This is a genomic window from Acidovorax sp. sif1233 (genome assembly GCF_019218755.1).
Taxonomy (GTDB): domain Bacteria; phylum Pseudomonadota; class Gammaproteobacteria; order Burkholderiales; family Burkholderiaceae_C; genus Acidovorax.
Map to the genome: position 1 here is coordinate 888,378 of NZ_JAHUWZ010000002.1, position 15,159 is coordinate 903,536.

Annotated in this window: 13 protein-coding genes; 6 read left to right on the forward strand and 7 right to left on the reverse strand. The window is 59.1% G+C overall.

What is annotated here, in order from left to right:
* From KW843_RS11465 to KW843_RS11490, 6 genes are read right to left on the reverse strand one after another with little or no spacing between them, the layout of a single operon-like run.
* Entirely contained in the window at positions 1-744 is a 744-nt protein-coding gene (locus KW843_RS11465) for an HAD family hydrolase (protein ID WP_218295227.1), read from the reverse strand.
* Complete coding sequence (locus KW843_RS11470) at positions 741-2,795, reverse strand: uridine kinase (protein ID WP_218295228.1); 2,055 nt, start codon at positions 2,793-2,795, stop codon at positions 741-743. Before KW843_RS11470 ends, KW843_RS11465 begins: the two co-directional genes overlap by 4 nt.
* Positions 2,792-3,397 (reverse strand): phosphatidylinositol-specific phospholipase C/glycerophosphodiester phosphodiesterase family protein, encoded by a 606-nt coding sequence (locus KW843_RS11475; protein ID WP_218295229.1) that lies wholly within the window; start codon positions 3,395-3,397, stop codon positions 2,792-2,794. Before KW843_RS11475 ends, KW843_RS11470 begins: the two co-directional genes overlap by 4 nt.
* The gene (locus KW843_RS11480) at positions 3,397-4,092 is read right to left on the reverse strand and encodes a glycosyltransferase family 2 protein (RefSeq protein ID WP_218295230.1); all 696 of its coding nucleotides are present in this window, start codon (positions 4,090-4,092) and stop codon (positions 3,397-3,399) included. Before KW843_RS11480 ends, KW843_RS11475 begins: the two co-directional genes overlap by 1 nt.
* Positions 4,089-4,493 (reverse strand): GtrA family protein, encoded by a 405-nt coding sequence (locus KW843_RS11485; protein WP_255594672.1) that lies wholly within the window; start codon positions 4,491-4,493, stop codon positions 4,089-4,091. Before KW843_RS11485 ends, KW843_RS11480 begins: the two co-directional genes overlap by 4 nt.
* Positions 4,486-6,159 carry a sugar phosphate nucleotidyltransferase gene (locus KW843_RS11490; protein WP_218295232.1) on the reverse strand — a complete coding sequence of 558 codons (1,674 nt, stop codon included), beginning with the start codon at positions 6,157-6,159 and terminating at the stop codon, positions 4,486-4,488. The genes KW843_RS11485 and KW843_RS11490 overlap by 8 nt, the downstream gene beginning before the upstream one ends.
* Positions 6,160-6,917: 758 nt before the next feature.
* Here KW843_RS11490 and KW843_RS11495 point away from each other — a divergent pair.
* Genes KW843_RS11495 through KW843_RS11510 form a run of 4 tightly spaced genes read left to right on the forward strand, consistent with a single transcriptional unit; the run spans position 6,918 to position 11,100 of the window.
* Positions 6,918-7,331 (forward strand): FKBP-type peptidyl-prolyl cis-trans isomerase, encoded by a 414-nt coding sequence (locus tag KW843_RS11495; protein WP_370628486.1) that lies wholly within the window; start codon positions 6,918-6,920, stop codon positions 7,329-7,331.
* Positions 7,332-7,339: 8 nt separating this feature from the next.
* A complete protein-coding gene (locus KW843_RS11500) occupies positions 7,340-8,401 on the forward strand; it encodes a MerR family transcriptional regulator (protein WP_218295234.1) in 1,062 nt (353 codons plus the stop codon).
* A 49-nt stretch (positions 8,402-8,450) separates the two neighbouring features.
* Positions 8,451-9,740 (forward strand): acyltransferase family protein, encoded by a 1,290-nt coding sequence (locus tag KW843_RS11505; protein ID WP_218295235.1) that lies wholly within the window; start codon positions 8,451-8,453, stop codon positions 9,738-9,740.
* Positions 9,730-11,100, forward strand: a complete 1,371-nt coding sequence (locus KW843_RS11510) for an MFS transporter (RefSeq protein WP_255594673.1) — start codon at positions 9,730-9,732, stop codon at positions 11,098-11,100. Before KW843_RS11505 ends, KW843_RS11510 begins: the two co-directional genes overlap by 11 nt.
* 107 nt (positions 11,101-11,207) lie before the next feature.
* Here the strand turns inward: KW843_RS11510 and KW843_RS11515 are convergent, their stop codons facing one another.
* On the reverse strand, positions 11,208-11,870 hold the full coding sequence (locus KW843_RS11515) for an NAD(P)H-dependent oxidoreductase (protein WP_218295236.1): 663 nt from the start codon (positions 11,868-11,870) through the stop codon (positions 11,208-11,210).
* A gap of 357 nt (positions 11,871-12,227) precedes the next feature.
* On the opposite strand from KW843_RS11515, the gene KW843_RS11520 reads away from it, so the two are divergent.
* Both KW843_RS11520 and KW843_RS11525 read left to right on the forward strand, forming a co-directional pair.
* Positions 12,228-14,444, forward strand: a complete 2,217-nt coding sequence (locus KW843_RS11520; RefSeq protein WP_218295237.1) for an ATP-binding protein — start codon at positions 12,228-12,230, stop codon at positions 14,442-14,444.
* Positions 14,431-15,144: an RluA family pseudouridine synthase gene (locus KW843_RS11525; protein ID WP_218295238.1), complete on the forward strand. Its 714-nt coding sequence runs from the start codon at positions 14,431-14,433 to the stop codon at positions 15,142-15,144. The genes KW843_RS11520 and KW843_RS11525 overlap by 14 nt, the downstream gene beginning before the upstream one ends.
* Positions 15,145-15,159: the final 15 nt, after the last annotated feature.

The following is a 15,159-nucleotide window of genomic DNA, read 5'->3' on the forward strand; positions in this document are numbered from 1 at the left end:
TCAGCCACCTATTTTTCTAAGCAAGTGTCGCAGCTCAGAAAATTCACCAAATGTAGCATCGGCTTCGGCCAAACCCTCACCTACTTTTACTCCATGATGAATTTTTTGAAGCGTCACAGCATTGATTTTTTCGCGCGCCCCTTGTATATCGTTGATAGCGCTATCACCGATCATCCAAATACAGGCACCCTTCGGCCGCATTTTTTGTAGTGCAATTTCAAAGGGTGCTTCGTGTGGCTTATCGAATCCAGCCTCTTCGCTCGTGACGATATAATCGAAATAGTGATCAAGACCAAAATATACTACTTTTCTAAACTGAATCTGCGCAGTCAGATCTGTAACAATGGCAGTAGGAATACCCAGCAGACGAATATCATCCAACAACTCCTTGACTTCGTCAAATAGAATTGCATTGCTCAGAAATGTTCGCCAATAGGTTTGCTCAAAATCGAGCGCCAGAAGCACCTGGGAACCCAATCCCATGATCTCCAACATCCTCTGCAAATAAAGTAACCGACTATGGGAAGATGCAGTATTTTTTAGACGCTCTTTAACTTCTGATCGGGCTTGACTAAACGCTTTATCAAAATCATCTGCAGATATTGAAAAGCTTTTTGCAGCCTTTTGCCGGATCGCTTGCTGCGCTGCGAAATGCGCGGGCTCATACGGATATAACGTATTATCCGTGTCAAACAAAATCGCATCGGGAAGACGATCAAATCGCCCATTATTAATAATCTTCATTTAATAAATCGCGTAGTCAGAGCTTGATTAATATGGGTGAGCGTGATCAATTGCATCAACCCCAACATACCATCCTGCCATATTGGCGAAATATCTAGAAAGTCACGAACACGAGGGCATAGAATTTCCGCAGCCATGGCAACATCCTCAGCAGATGTTTCTCCCTCAATTGTGAGTTGCACGTCCGAGCCGTCATCGCTCATGACAACATCAACATGCAAGCCACAAACGCCAACGAGAATTCGATGAATAGTAAGTTCGTTGAACCCATTCCTAGTATTTACAATTAATTTCAAACGAAGCGGATGTTTATCATCCACACCTTCTAACATTCCAGGATGAATCGGCTGCAGAGAAAGGACCAAATCCGCATGCTTGGATTGTGGTCGAATAAATTGCTCGGAATCCGGTTCTCTTTTCTTGAATGACCCCAAGACCTTGTCCAGCGTGTGCCCACGCTGGTGCACGTCACGTCTTATCTTGAAATAGCGACGCAACCCTTCATCAATCTCAAGATATATTTTGAGATTATAACAGTCTCGAAGTGCACGAAGGTACAGTGCGTGTAATCCACTCGCAATGATAAAATCATTGCTGTGAAGCACAAAGGGCCTGCTCATTTTTCCTGTTTTATGATCATAATGCCGCAAGAGGATGTTTTTTCCATCCGATAACGAGACAAGATCATTACAAAATCCTTCTAGGTCATTCGCCATGGGATTCAAATGTGTCATTACCTGCCACATCGGCCTCTGCCTGTCCCACAAGTGATAATCGTCACCTGAAAGCTTGACTGTCGAGTGGTCACCGAACAATGCTGAAATCGCATCAGCGAATGTATCTTTGCCCGCCCCAGAATCTCCCGCAATTCCCACAACAAAAGGGTTGCGGCTAAGGCGAAAGAAATCGTTTCGACTGATAGTTTCCCTCCAAATTCTGATGGCAAGAATTCCACCGATTGCAGCCATCATCGTGTAAAGAAGCGATGCTGCGTGCCCACTTAATGGAGCGGTAATGGGAAACAAGCTGGCAAGCGCGAATTTATTGCCATTCGAGAAATGCAAAGGTGTTAATAGCAGAGCGCTTGCCACGTATACCACTGAAAATGCCCCCACCAGCAAGACCGCAATGCGACCACTCATCGCTTGATAGAGAACAAGGAATGGAATGCACCATACAAACCACCCGGGTGAAGAAGGTGTTAATACGACAACGAGCAAAAATGACATTCCAATAGTGGCTTGAAACAGCTCAAAATTCAGACGCCGCACTCGCCATGTCAAGTAAAGGACTAGCAGGTAAGTCAAGGGAACAATAAAAATGTAAACATTACCCGCAAGACCTACCGCCAGCTGGTATATCTTTTCCATTTCTGGATTGTTCAACAGCATCTGCATGCCCGCAGATGAGAACACGAAGGCGCCACCGAGCACAAGAACAGCGAGGGAAAAGCCACCGGCGAACTCCAGTGCCCGCTGCCTAAGAGCGCGATTGTGGATTAAATAGATCGCAAAAAATGGAGCGGCCACGATCATGCTTAATTTTGCTGAAATTGCGACTGCCAAAAGTGCCCCACCCCATCTTAAATCCACTCTGCGCACACAAAGCATCGAAAGAACCAAGAACAAGGCAGGGATTAGATCATTTAAACCAAACCCATAACTCGCAACAATAATGATGGGGGACAGCCAATAGGCCAACAAAATTAATTTTTGTTGATTGGGAAGTAGTTTTCGAAGCGTCAGCAACAAACAAAAATCAGCGCACAGCAGTGTGAAATCATAGGCGTATTCCAAAGGAGCGCCAATGACCTTCGCCGCAAACACAAAAGGAAGGAACGGCAGCCACATTGCATATCCATAGGGAAAAGCAACTAGGTCACCGCCCTGGCTCATCCAGACCGACCAGGGGTCGACAGTTAATACCGAGGTGCCTATATCCAGGAATGGGGCATACCAGTTTGCGATGGGTAGTGGGCTCAACGCAATTATCAGCACCACCCGCAGCATCAGCCCTAAAAGAAAAAATGGATGTATAAACAGCTTTTTCATTTGAAATTAATCGTGGCTTCCCAGAGGTCAGGGCGTTTAGTGCAAACAGCATCTGCCACGATGTGTCGCTCCGTCAGAAGCGATGCCAGTTCGGGAATTTCCACAGTAGCGTCTCGGCCTTGAAGCTCGGGAGAAACAAGGCAAAGTTTGAATCCAGCATCTTTTAATCTGCCCGCTTCTTCTTCTTCCAATGAAAAATGCGTGAAGCAGTCCACCCAGACCCAATCAACTTTACCAGCCAAAGATAGTGCTGTTTCGATGGATTCAAATTCTGAAACTCGTACCGCGCAACGTCTTTCGCCAGCATTAGACCACTTAATCATAAATGGAAACGATTGATCTAGAAAGAAATAATTAGATATGCCGTTGGATTTCATCAATGAGATGAGATATGGCTCCAACCCCTCTTCTTTCACATTGAGTATAAGAGTGCCGTGTCGATATAGACCAATCCACTCCTCGAAAGATTCCCCGGGCTTGCAGGGATCATGGTGGATAATAAGTTGCCCATGATCCGTTCTGACGTCAACTTCCACACCATACTTCGAATCGGTCGATATCAACTCTGTTATTGTGTTACGACGATGAGAGATGATTTCCATCATTTGGCTCTTTTCCTCAATTGGAAGCTGAAATCAATGGTTCTTTTTATAAATTTTTTCTTTGCTGCCCAATTTATATTCCAGTGCGAAAAGCCATGCGCTCTCTCGCCAAACGCAACCGGAAAACGATACACCTTGATCCTTTGCTCCTGAGCTTCATAGTATGCATAAAGATCAAGGGAAAAATCTGTTGGAGCACTTTCCCAAGATTCAAAGAATCTTCGCGAGAACATTGTTGGCTGGGCATTGATGTCCCACATCGGACGCATGAGAAGTACTGTTTCAAACATACTCATTCCAACAGTAAAAAATACATCCATAATGGGCCGACCATAACGGCGCCCTTTTACAAATATATCTTCTCCATGCTTTTCAAACAGATCAAGACCGGAAAGTACGTCCTGGGGGTCTGTTTGCATATCGGCATGAGTCCATCCTAGTAGGCTTCCTCGCGCCGCCTTCAACCCGGCAATAATACCGTATCCGTATCCTTGATTGATTTCAACACGAGTACTTCTGCACCCGCGATACGAGGGAAGCAACCGATCGAGCACCTCACCCGTATTGTCAGTGGAACCATTGTCCACGAGAATGACCTCAATATTCTCACTTTCTGTCAGTGTCTTGCAGCGATCCAGAAGTAACGGGATATTTTTTGCCTCGTTATAACAGGGAATGACCAAGGAAAATTTCATTGGGGCCTCCCCGCAGTGCGACTGCGGAAAACGAAAAATTTCATACCCAAAAAATTAAGACAAGCCGAAAACCCTGTTGCAACAATGAATGCAATATTTATTACAAAAGTATTTGCTCTAAAGAATTTCAGCATCAATGAGTTGACAACAACATTGGCAAGAAGTGTCCCTGCATATAACATTGCGAATCGCCACATAGTGCCGGATACCTTCGGCTTATGACCAAAGGTCCAGATTCGATTCGCGAAGTATGCAAACAAAGTTCCTGCCAAAAATCCAATTGTTTTTGCCATTTCGACCCTGGTCAATTCCAAAGCGACAATACTGCGGTAAGTCAAAAAATCCAGGATAACTGTAGTCACGCCGACAACCAGAAATATCGTCAACTCGCGTCTAAGCATGCGGATCTTTCGGCAATTCGGGAATGATTGCTTGGTAGCCTCGCTCTAGGACCGCCACTTGCTCGGGAGGTATGCGGGGGTCTAGGCCCAGCCGATAAGGGTGGCTCGTCCATTTGTGAAAACAGGATTGCCAGTATTCGAAAGTTTTCAGATCCGCCGGGGTACCCCAGCATAAGTAACTGTCTACCTCAAAAAGATGGCATCGCAAGCCGAGCGCGATCGCGTCATTAATGAGGGAATCAATATAAAATTCGCCGTTAACCCGGCCATCACGCTCAAGGAGTCGCTCGTAGGCGCGTCGGTAATCCGCTTCACGACGGAAGGTGAAAGTTCCCAAGACCACGGGGTCAGAGGCAGGCGCATCCAGTGGTTTTTTTACCGAAATATGCTTGACTATGCCATCTTCTGCATCTATCCATCCGAACATATTCGGATGACGCGTGGCGTTCGGATATGACCGGATACCCCAAACAATCACGTCGACCTGAGGATCGTTTGCAAGCCTGGAGAAGATATCCATATCATAGAGCGCTCCGTTGTCACAAGCACCAATGGTGATTGGAGTCATGCTTTGCCCTCGCTCTTGCACCAGTGCCTCCACACCAATTGACGCGGTACATGCTTGGCCTTCCGTAACATGATCGACTTTTTTAATGATCGCGTCGGGATATAGGTTTTTTAGCTCATCAACTATATTCTCGTATCCTGCCATATCCGATCGAAGGACAAAAACGTGCTGCTCTGCGCTGGGGAGATCATGAGTAGCCTGAGCCACCATCGATCGACCCGAGACTGGAATAAGAGGCTTAGTCTGGACGTAACCCTCGTTCACAAAACGCTGGCCCAATCCAGCCATGGGGATTACCAGAGCCCCACGTGGGACAGATTTATTCTTCGGTGGCGCAATCAAAGCTTTGAATACTCTTGACCAGGCATTGTATTCTTCAACATCCTCGGGTGTACCCCACTGCATGAAGTGCTGCAATGGATAAACTGCTACCGATTTTCCATCTTCAACCAGTACTTTGCAAGAAAGGCTTACATAATATTCGCCCCCAACATTCAGATCCCGATCAATCACCGCGTCAAATGCCCGGCTCATAAGCTGTGCAGATGAAAAATAATATGTACCACTTGATGCATACTCATTCATGCGGTCGGATGTGTATGGTTTCTTTTCCTGGATATCCTGCATCCATCCGTCTTTTTCGAGCATGTATGCGTAGTTTGTATTCCCCAACGAATGCGGATGAAATCCTTTATAGGCTGGTACAGCTCCTGAACAGCCCGTCTGTTTAACAAAATCCTTAAAGTTATGCCAATCCCAGTAACACGTGAAATCACAATAATTAATGACTACTTCCTGCTTTGGGTCAAGCAGATGTGCAACTTGACGAATCGCATTTACCGGACCGAGCTTGTGCGGCGGTATGCCAACAATTTTTCCTGATGGGCAATATTGCCGCAAAATTGCTTCCATACGGTATGATGGCTCATCCAGATGTGCCTGATTGCAGATAAAAACGAAGTTTTCTTCACCCGGGAACATGTCAATGACATGCGCCACAATCGGTTTTCCTTCAATTTCTATCAGTGGTTTCGGAACTTCATAACCGGCGCGACGAAATCTTTCTCCAAAACCTGACATAGGGATAACTATTTGCAAAGTTCGCCTCTTAATGTTTAAAATTCTCATGCAATATGCGGGTCCAGCAAATTGCGACATGCTCTCTTCATCCCACTAACACACTTATCGTGCAGAGAACTGCGCAGTTCAATCTTGTGCCGGCCGACACCGGTTATCAATCGGTCTATGGACAAGGCAGACACCGTTCCCCCCACAGTGGTTGAACACCCTCGGAGAGGACTGGCAAGTTGCACATAGGGTGATCTCACGGACATGCATAGACTCACATGCGGTAGAGCCGCTCATTGATTTCGAACGCATGCGCCCCAGTCCTGTCCGCAGCGCTTCCCCTAGGGTTTGCCAGATGTCACGACTTGCTTGATCATAGCTTCGGAGCAGCCTGCCGAAGCCTAAGACCATCGGCGCGTGCTGCGCCTGTCTCGTTCTTCTCCTCCATGCCGCACAAAGGGCAAGAGGCATGCAGCAAGCGGAGAGAGTCCTCCAGGTCAATATCTCGCTTTCAACGTCGACCTTATGTCAAGCGTTCGACGCTACTCGATTGGTTTTACGCATTTTTTGCTTTTATTGCCATCAGTTTCGTTAAATTGCTGCACAGGAGTTGGAGTACAAAGCTGACAGTGGTAAATCGCTTGTTGTTAAACAGGTACTGACAACAACGGTTCGCCCGCCGTCCCAAAACGATGACTGTGGGTGGAGCCAGTTCCGAACGCTTACACTGGCGCGCCACTGACGCCATGCATGCACTTGCGTCCCTCGTTAGATTACTAAGGAATTCCGTGCGCCTCTCCTCTTCCCTCATACTTGCCGGCTCGCTGGCCGCTTCATTTTTCTGCGCGCACGCACGGGTTCAGGGCCCGGTGACCACGGCCAGCGGCCTGGTCTATGAGTCCCTCAAGGAAGGCACGGGCGAATCGCCCAAGGCCACCGACACGGTGAAGGTGCACTACAAGGGCACGTTCCTGGACGGCAAGGAATTCGACAGCTCCTACAAGCGCGGCGAGCCCACCGAGTTCCCGCTCAACCGCGTGATCCCCTGCTGGACCGAAGGCGTGCAGCGCATGAAACCCGGCGGCAAGGCCAAGCTGACCTGCCCGGCAGCGATTGCCTATGGCGAGCGCGGCGCTGGCGGGGTGATTCCGCCCAACAGCACGCTCAACTTCGAGATCGAGCTGATCTCGGTGCGCAAGTAAGAAGACCCATGCTGCTGAAGGTCGGTGACCTCGCGCGGCGCACCGGCCTCACGGTGCGCACGCTGCACCACTACGACGAAATCGGGCTGCTCAAGCCCTCGGGCCGGTCGGACGCCGGCTACCGGCTGTACAGCCAGGCCGACGTGCAGCGGCTGCATGGCATCCAGACCATGCGGCAGATGGGCCTGCCGCTCAGCGACATCGGCGACCTGCTGGTGGGCGACACCATGGCGCCCGAGCGCATCATCGGCCAGCAGATCCGCGCGCTCGACCAACAGATATCACAAGCCACCGAACTGCGCGGCCGCCTGACCATGCTGCGCGATGGCCTGATGGCAGGGGCCGAGCCCGACATGGGCAACTGGCTCGAAGCGCTGGCGCTCATGACGACCTATGGCAAGTACTTCAGCTCGGCCGAGCTCAAGCAGATCTTCACCAACTGGAGCCTGATCGAAGCCGACTGGCTGGTCGTGAAGGACCTGGTGCAGAGCGCCATGGACCGCCAGCTGCCGCCCGACGCCCCGGAGGTGCAGGCGCTGGCGTACCGCTGGATGGCGCTGATGCTGCACTGGATGGGCGGCGACATGGACCTGCTGGAGCGCTGGGGCCACATGTTCCGCACCGAGCCCACCACCCACGGCCGCAACCATGCGCCGCCGGGCGAAATGATCGAGTACGTCGAAGTCGCCATCAAGCTGCGCATGAACCTGCTCGACAAGTACCTGACCCGCGACGACCTGCGCGCGCTGGGCCATGTGCCCCACACCCAGTGGGCGGCGCTGGAGTGCTCGGTGCAGCAACTGCTGGCGCGCGGAGTGGCCCCGCAGCACGCCGACGCTGCGGCGGCGGCACGGCGCTGGGATGCGCTGTTCGGCCAGCTGACACGCAACGATGCGGCGCTGCGCCAGAAGCTGCTCACCGCGTCGATGCAGGAGCCCTTGCTGCAGGCGGGCTCGCCACTGAGCGCGCCCGTGCGTGCGTACCTGCACGCTGCCCTCGCCCACGTGCATGCCGCCGCTGCGGGGCCAGCCGCGCCACCCATCCGTAAAAAAGCAGTAAAAATCGCTTGACCCTCACGCAACGTGAGGCTTGACAGTCGGTCTTCTGACAGACCGACCCATGACTGCCGACCCTTCCTCTCCCGTTCTCCCCGCGTCCCCTGCCGCCGCAGGGCGCCTGCACGCGCTGGACCACCTGCGCGCCACCATGATGTGGCTGGGCATCGTGCTGCACGCATCCATCGCGTACATGGCAGCCCCCTCGCCCCTGCCCTGGCACGACGACCTGTCCACGCCCGTGGCCGACCTGCTGGTGGCGGTGATCCACGCGTTTCGCATGCCGCTGTTCTTCATCCTGGCGGGGTTCTTCGTGGCACTGCTGGTGCAGCAGCGTGGGCTGGCCGGCATGGCCCGCCACCGCGTGCGCCGCCTGGGCCTGCCGTTCGCGGTGTTCTGGCCGCCGCTGTTCATCGCCACCACCCTGCTCGGGCTGATGTTCCTGCACCGCATGGCGCACGGCACCTGGGGTGTGGACCGCAGCCTGCTGCCCCGGGGCCCCAACGTGCCGCAAGGCCCGCCCACCATGCACCTGTGGTTCCTGTGGATGCTGCTGTGGCTGACCTTGCTCACCCCACCGGTGTGGGCCATGGCCCGGGCGCTGCCACAGTCCGCGCAGCGCGCCCTGCAGGCCATCGCGGCATGGCTGTGCGCATCGCCGGTGGGTGGGGTGGTGCTCACGCTGCCGCTGGCCTGGATCGGCGCGCACTACGACCACGGCATCGTCACACCCAGTGGGTCCTTCCTGCCGCCGCTTGCGGAATGGGTGCACAACTGCCTGTTCTATGCATTCGGCCTGTGCCTGTACGCCCAGCGGCGACGGCTCATGGCGCGCTACGAACGGCTGTGGCCGGTGTTCGCCGCCGCGGGTCTTGCGTGCTTCGTGGTGACCGGGTTTCTGTCGGAGATATTGGCCCAGCCCGAAGCATCGGCCTTCGCGCTGGTGCTGCTGACCGGTGGCTTCACCGACGTGCTGGCCGCGCCCGTGTCGGCCACCCGGCACCTCCAGTTCTGGATGGCGCTGGCCTACAACGCGGCGTCCTGGCTGTGGAGCTTTGCGCTCATCGGCCTGTTTCTGCGGCATGTGGCGCGGCCCAGGGCCTGGCTGGCCTACCTGGCAGACAGCGCGTACTGGGTGTACCTGGTGCACCTGCCGCTGACGGTGGGCTTTGGCGCGCTGCTGTACGGCGTGCCGATCCCCGCGACGGCCAAGATCTTTCTCAACGTGCTGGCGACCACAGCCCTGTGTTTGGCCAGCTATCACTTGTGTGTCCGCTTTACCGCGGTGGGCCAGTTGCTCAACGGCCACCGCCATTCCCGCCCCTACCCTGGAGAACCTGCCCATGCCCACTGACACCCCCACCCGCGACAATCCGCCGCCGCGCACCGAGCATGCCCAGCCCGCCCCGGCAAACGGGGACCCGCGCGCCGTGCTGCTCAAGGACCGCAACTTCCGCTGGCTGACCGGCGGCGCATTCCTCTCGATGCTGGGCGACCAGTTCACGCTCATCGCCCTGCCCTGGCTGGTGCTGCAGATGGCCGGCGACACGCTGGTGCTGGGCACCGTGCTGGCGCTCATCAGCGTGCCGCGCGCGCTGTTCATCCTGATCGGCGGTGCGCTGGTGGACCGCCACTCGCCCAAGCAGGTGCTGATGATCACCAAGTACATCAATCTGGTGCTGCTGGCCGTGCTGGCCGCCCTGGTGCTGGCCGGCAGCCTGACGCTGTGGATGGTGTACGCGCTGTCGCTGGGCATTGGCCTGGCCACGGCGTTCAGCATCCCGGCGGGGGTCGCGATGATGCCGCACGTGGTGGCCCGCCACCAGCTGCAGGCCGCCAATGGCGTGAACCTGGGCCTGCGCCAGCTCACGATGTTCCTGGGCCCGCTGCTCGCGGGCCTGCTCATCGCGCTGTTTGGCGACGCCGCCACGGCCGGCGCCGGCGGCCATGGCGGCACCCGCGCCAACGCCACCGGCATTGGCCTGGCCTTCGCGCTGGACGCACTGAGCTTTGCGCTGTCGGCCTGGACGCTCTCCAAGGTGCGCACCCACGGCGGCACGCCACAGCCCGCGGCGGCCCCGCAGGCCGTGCTGTCATCGGTGGCGCAAGGACTGGTTCATTTCTGGCGCGACGGCGAGCTGCGCACCTGCTTTCTCTACTGGAGCGCCATTGCCCTGTTCATCATGGGCCCCATCCACATCGCCATCCCGGTGCTGGCCAGCAGCACGCCGCAGCTGGGCGCGGCGGCCTTCGGCATCATGGTGGGCGCCCATGGCGCGGGAACATTGCTGGGCATGGTGGTGTCCGGCATGGTGCCCCGGCTGCGCATCGGCAGCCTGGGCATGACCATCCTCGCGTTCGATGCGGTCATCGGCGCCCTGTTCATGCCCATGGGCCTGATCACGGCCGTGTGGCAGGGCTCTGTGCTGATGCTCGCCATCGGCCTGCTGGGCGGCTTCATGCAGGTGAGCGTGTTCACCTGGATCCAGCAGCGCGTGCCTCCCGCGCTGCTGGGCCGCGCGATGAGCCTGTTCATGTTCATCTTCATGGGCCTGGCACCCATCTCCGCCGCCGTCACGGGCTGGGTGATGAAGAGCATCACGCTGGCCCAGCTGTTCGCGGCCAGCGGCGGCACGCTGGTCGTGCTGGCGGCGCTGGCCTTCGTGCTGACGCCCATGCGCCGCGTGAGCGATGCACCTGCGGCGGTGCGCTGAAACCCCAGAACCCGGCCGCACCCAGGAAGGGGGCGGCCGGGAGGGTCGGTATACGAGGCCTGGGACAAGCTGCCTAGCGCAGGCGCACGCGGGAAACCCCGCCGGGCTCAGACCTCGGTCACGAACTGCTCGCGGGGGCGGCGCACCTTCTTCAGGCTCACCAGCCAGTCGCCCTCCTCGGCACGATAGCCCAGCGGGAGAATCGAGACGCTGCGCAGGCCGCGTGCACGCAGGCCCAGGATCTCATCGAGCGCGTTGGGGTCGAACCCCTCCATCGGCGTGGAGTCCACCTCCTCGAACGCGGCGGCAATCAGGGCCGCGCTCATGCCGATGTAGGCCTGGCGCGCCGCGTGCTGGAAGTTCACTTCCGCATCGCGCTGGGGGTAGCTGGAGAGCAGCATCTGGCGGTAGTTTTCCCAGCCCTCGTTCTTGAAGCCGCGCTGGTCATTGGTCAGGTCGAACATCATGTTGATGCGCTCGGCCGTGTAGTTGTCCCACGCCGCGAACACCAGCAGGTGGGAGCCGTCGGTGATCTGCGCCTGGTTCCATGCGATGGGCTGGATGCGCGCGCGCACGGCGGGGTCGGTCACCACGATGATCTCGAAGGGCTGCAGTCCGCTGGAGGTGGGGGCGAGGCGCGCGGCTTCGAGAATGCGCTCGACCTTGTCCTGCGGCACCGCCTTGGCGGGGTTCATCTTCTTGGCGGCATAGCGCCATTGCAGTTTGTTCAGCAGGGGCTGGGCGGCCGCAGTGGTATCAAGGGTGGTCATGGTCGAATCCTGTGGTGAAAGGGTATTTGCAGGGCATGGGTGACAAGGGCCCGGTGTAATGAACTGTAGGCAAACACCCCCGGTTCGGTAAGCCATCCCTGGGAAAAGCATTGTTCCCATTTGGCCAACAATCGGCCCTTGAAATGCGGGTTACCGGTCCGTGCCCGTTCGCGTGCGCCGCTTCGCGGGGGGTGCCCTGCGGCGGCTCCCTTGTGCGTCCAGGGGTTACGCCGTGGGCCCCCCAGGGGCCAGGCCTCACGGGCGTACACTTGCGCGCATGCGCCCCGGGCGGCCCCGGCTGGGCGCCCCACCACGCCCGCGCCTGCCTCTCCTTCACGTTGACGCCACGCCCCCTTCATGAGCGAACCCGACCTGTCCTTTCTGGATCCTGCCCGCCGGATGCCAGCCCATGCGGCGGACACCGCGGGCCCACCCGTCGTGCGGACGGCGCCGCCTGCCGCGCGGGAGGGCTCGCCGGCCGACAGCCTGGTGGCGGAGCTGCGAGCCTACCAGGCCGAACTCGAGAGCCAGAACAAGGTCCTGCGCTACAGCCAGACGGTGGCCGAAAGTGCCTACGAGCGCTTCGAGACGCTGTTCGCCAGCGTGCCGCTGGCCCTCATGGTGGTGGACGAGCACGATCTGGTGGTGCAGGCGAACTCCATGGCGCACCGATCATTCCAGCCCACCGAGCGCGACCGCCCTCTCTCGGCGCTGATGCCCTTCGTGCGCGCGCAGGACGCCAGGCGCGTGCGCGAGGCCTTCGCGCTGGCGCGGGACCTGGGCCGCAGCGAGGCCAAGGAGGTCGTGTTTTCCATCAATGCGGACACGCGCATCACCGGCGACCTGCACATCGCGCACATCGAGGCACCACAAAGCAACGGCCCGCCGCTGCCGCAGTTCCTGTGCGCGGTGATCGACCAGGGCCCGCTGCTCGCGGAACGCCAGGCGTTGCAGCACAGCGCGGCCACATTGCAGCAGCGCAACGAGCAGCTGCACGCGAGCGAAAGGCGGCTCGAAGCCGTCATCAACTCGGCGCTGGACGCCATCATCTGCGTGGACCAGCACCGGCGCATCACGGTCTTCAACCCCACAGCAGCCGCGCTGTTCCAGTGCAGCGCGAGCGATGCGCTGGGCAGCACCCTCGACCGCTTCCTGCCCGATGCCGCCCAGGCCCTGGCGTTTGCGCAGCTCACCACGCAGGCCATGCTGGGCGAGATGACCGCCCTCACCGCCAGCGGCAAGGAGCTGGCCGTGGAAGTGAGCGTCTCGTTCGAGCGCCACGCCGAAGGCGAAACCACCACCGTCTTCGCCCGCGACCTCACGGGCCGCAAGAAGGCCGAGGCGCACCGCAACGAACTCGAGGCGCAGCTGCGCGAGTCGCAGAAGATGCAGGCCGTGGGCACCATGGCCGGCGGCATCGCGCACGATTTCAACAACATCCTGGGGGCCATTCTGGGCAACGTGGCGCTGGCCCAGGCCGACTGCGCGCCGGGCTCTCCCGTGCTGGTGAGCCTGGGGGAAATCGACAAGGCCGGCCGCCGCGCGCGCGACCTGGTGCGCCAGATCCTCACCTTCAGCCGCAACGAACCGCCACAGCGCTCGGCCGTGTCGCTGGCCGAGGTCGTGCACGACACCGAGCGCCTGCTGCGCGTGACCCTTCCACCCGCCATCGAGCTGCACATGCAGCTGCAGGCGGGCCTGCCGCCTGTTCTGGCGGATGCCACGCAGGTGGAGCAGGCGCTGCTCAACCTGTGCACGAACGCGGTCCACGCCATTGGCACGGAGCGCGGCAGCATCCATGTGGAGGCGGCCACCGTGCAGCCCGACCAGCGCCTGAGCGAACGGCTGGGCCTGGCGCCCGTGGACTACGTGGCCCTGTCGGTGCGCGACAGCGGCCCGGGCATGGATGCGGCGACGCTGGAACGCATCTTCGAGCCGTTCTTCACCACCAAGCCGGTGGGCCAGGGCACCGGCCTGGGCCTGGCGGTGGTGCATGGCGTGATGCGCACCCATGAGGGCGGCGTGGACGTGCACAGCGCGCCGGGCCAGGGCAGCCGGTTCACGCTGTATTTCCCGGTGGCCGCCGCAAGCGCCGCCGCCGAGCCCCCGGTGCCGATGCCGGCAGCGACGGCCACCGCCCCCGCCGCCGCGCCGGACACACCAGAGCCCCCAGGGTGCGAGCCGCCCCCGAGAAAGCCCCATGTGATGTACGTGGACGATGACGAGGCCCTGGTGTTCCTGGTGCAGCGCCTGCTGCGCCGCCGCGGCTACGAGGTCAGCGGCTTCACCGACCCGCACGAGGCCAAGGCAGCTCTGAACGCGGCGCCCGATTGCTACGACCTGCTCGTGACCGACTACAACATGCCGGGCTTTTGCGGCGTGGACCTGGTGCGGGAGGCCCGCCTCATCCGGCCCGACCTGCCGGTGGCCCTGGCCTCGGGCTACGTCACGGCCGAGATCGAACAGGCCGCGCTGGCCGAGGGAGCGCAGGCGCTGATCCACAAGCCCAACGACGTGGAAGAGCTTTGCGCCACCGTGCAGCGCCTGGTGGGCGGCGACGATGCCGCCCGGTGAAGGCCCCTCCGCGCCCGCGGCCCAGGCGTGCGCGCCTGGAGCCGCCGCCTGCCCCGCCCCACGGGCGCTGTACGAGGACGCGGACCTGCTCGTGCTCTGCAAGCCGTCGGGCCTGCTGTGCGTGCCCGGGCGCGGCCCGGACAAGCAGGATGCCTTGAGCACCCGCGCCCAGCAGCACTGGCCAGGGGCGCTGATCGTTCACCGGCTGGACCAGGCCACCTCGGGCCTCGTGCTGATGGCGCGCCACCTGGAGGCCCAGCGCCGCCTGAGCCGTGCCTTTGCCGAGCGCACGGTGCACAAGCGGTACCAGGCGGTGGTGCGGGGATGCATGGGCCAAGGCACTGCCGACCCCGCGGCATGGCAGGAGATCGACCTGCCCATCGCCGCCGACTGGGCCCGGCGCCCGCTGCGGGTGATCGACGCCACGCAGGGCAAGCCCAGCCTGACCCTCTGGCGCGCGCTGAGCTGCGACCTGGCCGCCCGCACGACGCGGGTCGAGCTTGCGCCCGTCACCGGCCGCACCCACCAGCTGCGTGTGCACCTGGCGGCCGTGGGCCACGCCATCCTGGGAGACGCACTGTATGCCGACGCGGCCACCCGGGGCCTCGCGCCGCGCCTGCTGCTGCATGCCAGCCACCTGGCCTTTGCACACCCGGCCACCGGAGCGCACCTTGCCCTCGAATGGGCGGCGGATTTTTGACCCTGCGGCCGGTAC

Bases quoted from the DNA above. Each gene is read 5' to 3' on its own strand.
- KW843_RS11465 (WP_218295227.1), bottom strand. From the start codon at position 744: ATGAAGATTATTAATAATGGGCGATTTGATCGTCTTCCCGATGCGATT.
- KW843_RS11470 (WP_218295228.1), bottom strand. From the start codon at position 2,795: ATGAAAAAGCTGTTTATACATCCATTTTTTCTTTTAGGGCTGATGCTG.
- KW843_RS11475 (WP_218295229.1), bottom strand. From the start codon at position 3,397: ATGGAAATCATCTCTCATCGTCGTAACACAATAACAGAGTTGATATCG.
- KW843_RS11480 (WP_218295230.1), bottom strand. From the start codon at position 4,092: ATGAAATTTTCCTTGGTCATTCCCTGTTATAACGAGGCAAAAAATATC.
- KW843_RS11485 (WP_255594672.1), bottom strand. From the start codon at position 4,493: ATGCTTAGACGCGAGTTGACGATATTTCTGGTTGTCGGCGTGACTACA.
- KW843_RS11500 (WP_218295234.1), top strand. From the start codon at position 7,340: ATGCTGCTGAAGGTCGGTGACCTCGCGCGGCGCACCGGCCTCACGGTG.
- KW843_RS11505 (WP_218295235.1), top strand. From the start codon at position 8,451: ATGACTGCCGACCCTTCCTCTCCCGTTCTCCCCGCGTCCCCTGCCGCC.
- KW843_RS11510 (WP_255594673.1), top strand. From the start codon at position 9,730: ATGCCCACTGACACCCCCACCCGCGACAATCCGCCGCCGCGCACCGAG.
- KW843_RS11515 (WP_218295236.1), bottom strand. From the start codon at position 11,870: ATGACCACCCTTGATACCACTGCGGCCGCCCAGCCCCTGCTGAACAAA.
- KW843_RS11520 (WP_218295237.1), top strand. From the start codon at position 12,228: ATGAGCGAACCCGACCTGTCCTTTCTGGATCCTGCCCGCCGGATGCCA.
- KW843_RS11525 (WP_218295238.1), top strand. From the start codon at position 14,431: ATGCCGCCCGGTGAAGGCCCCTCCGCGCCCGCGGCCCAGGCGTGCGCG.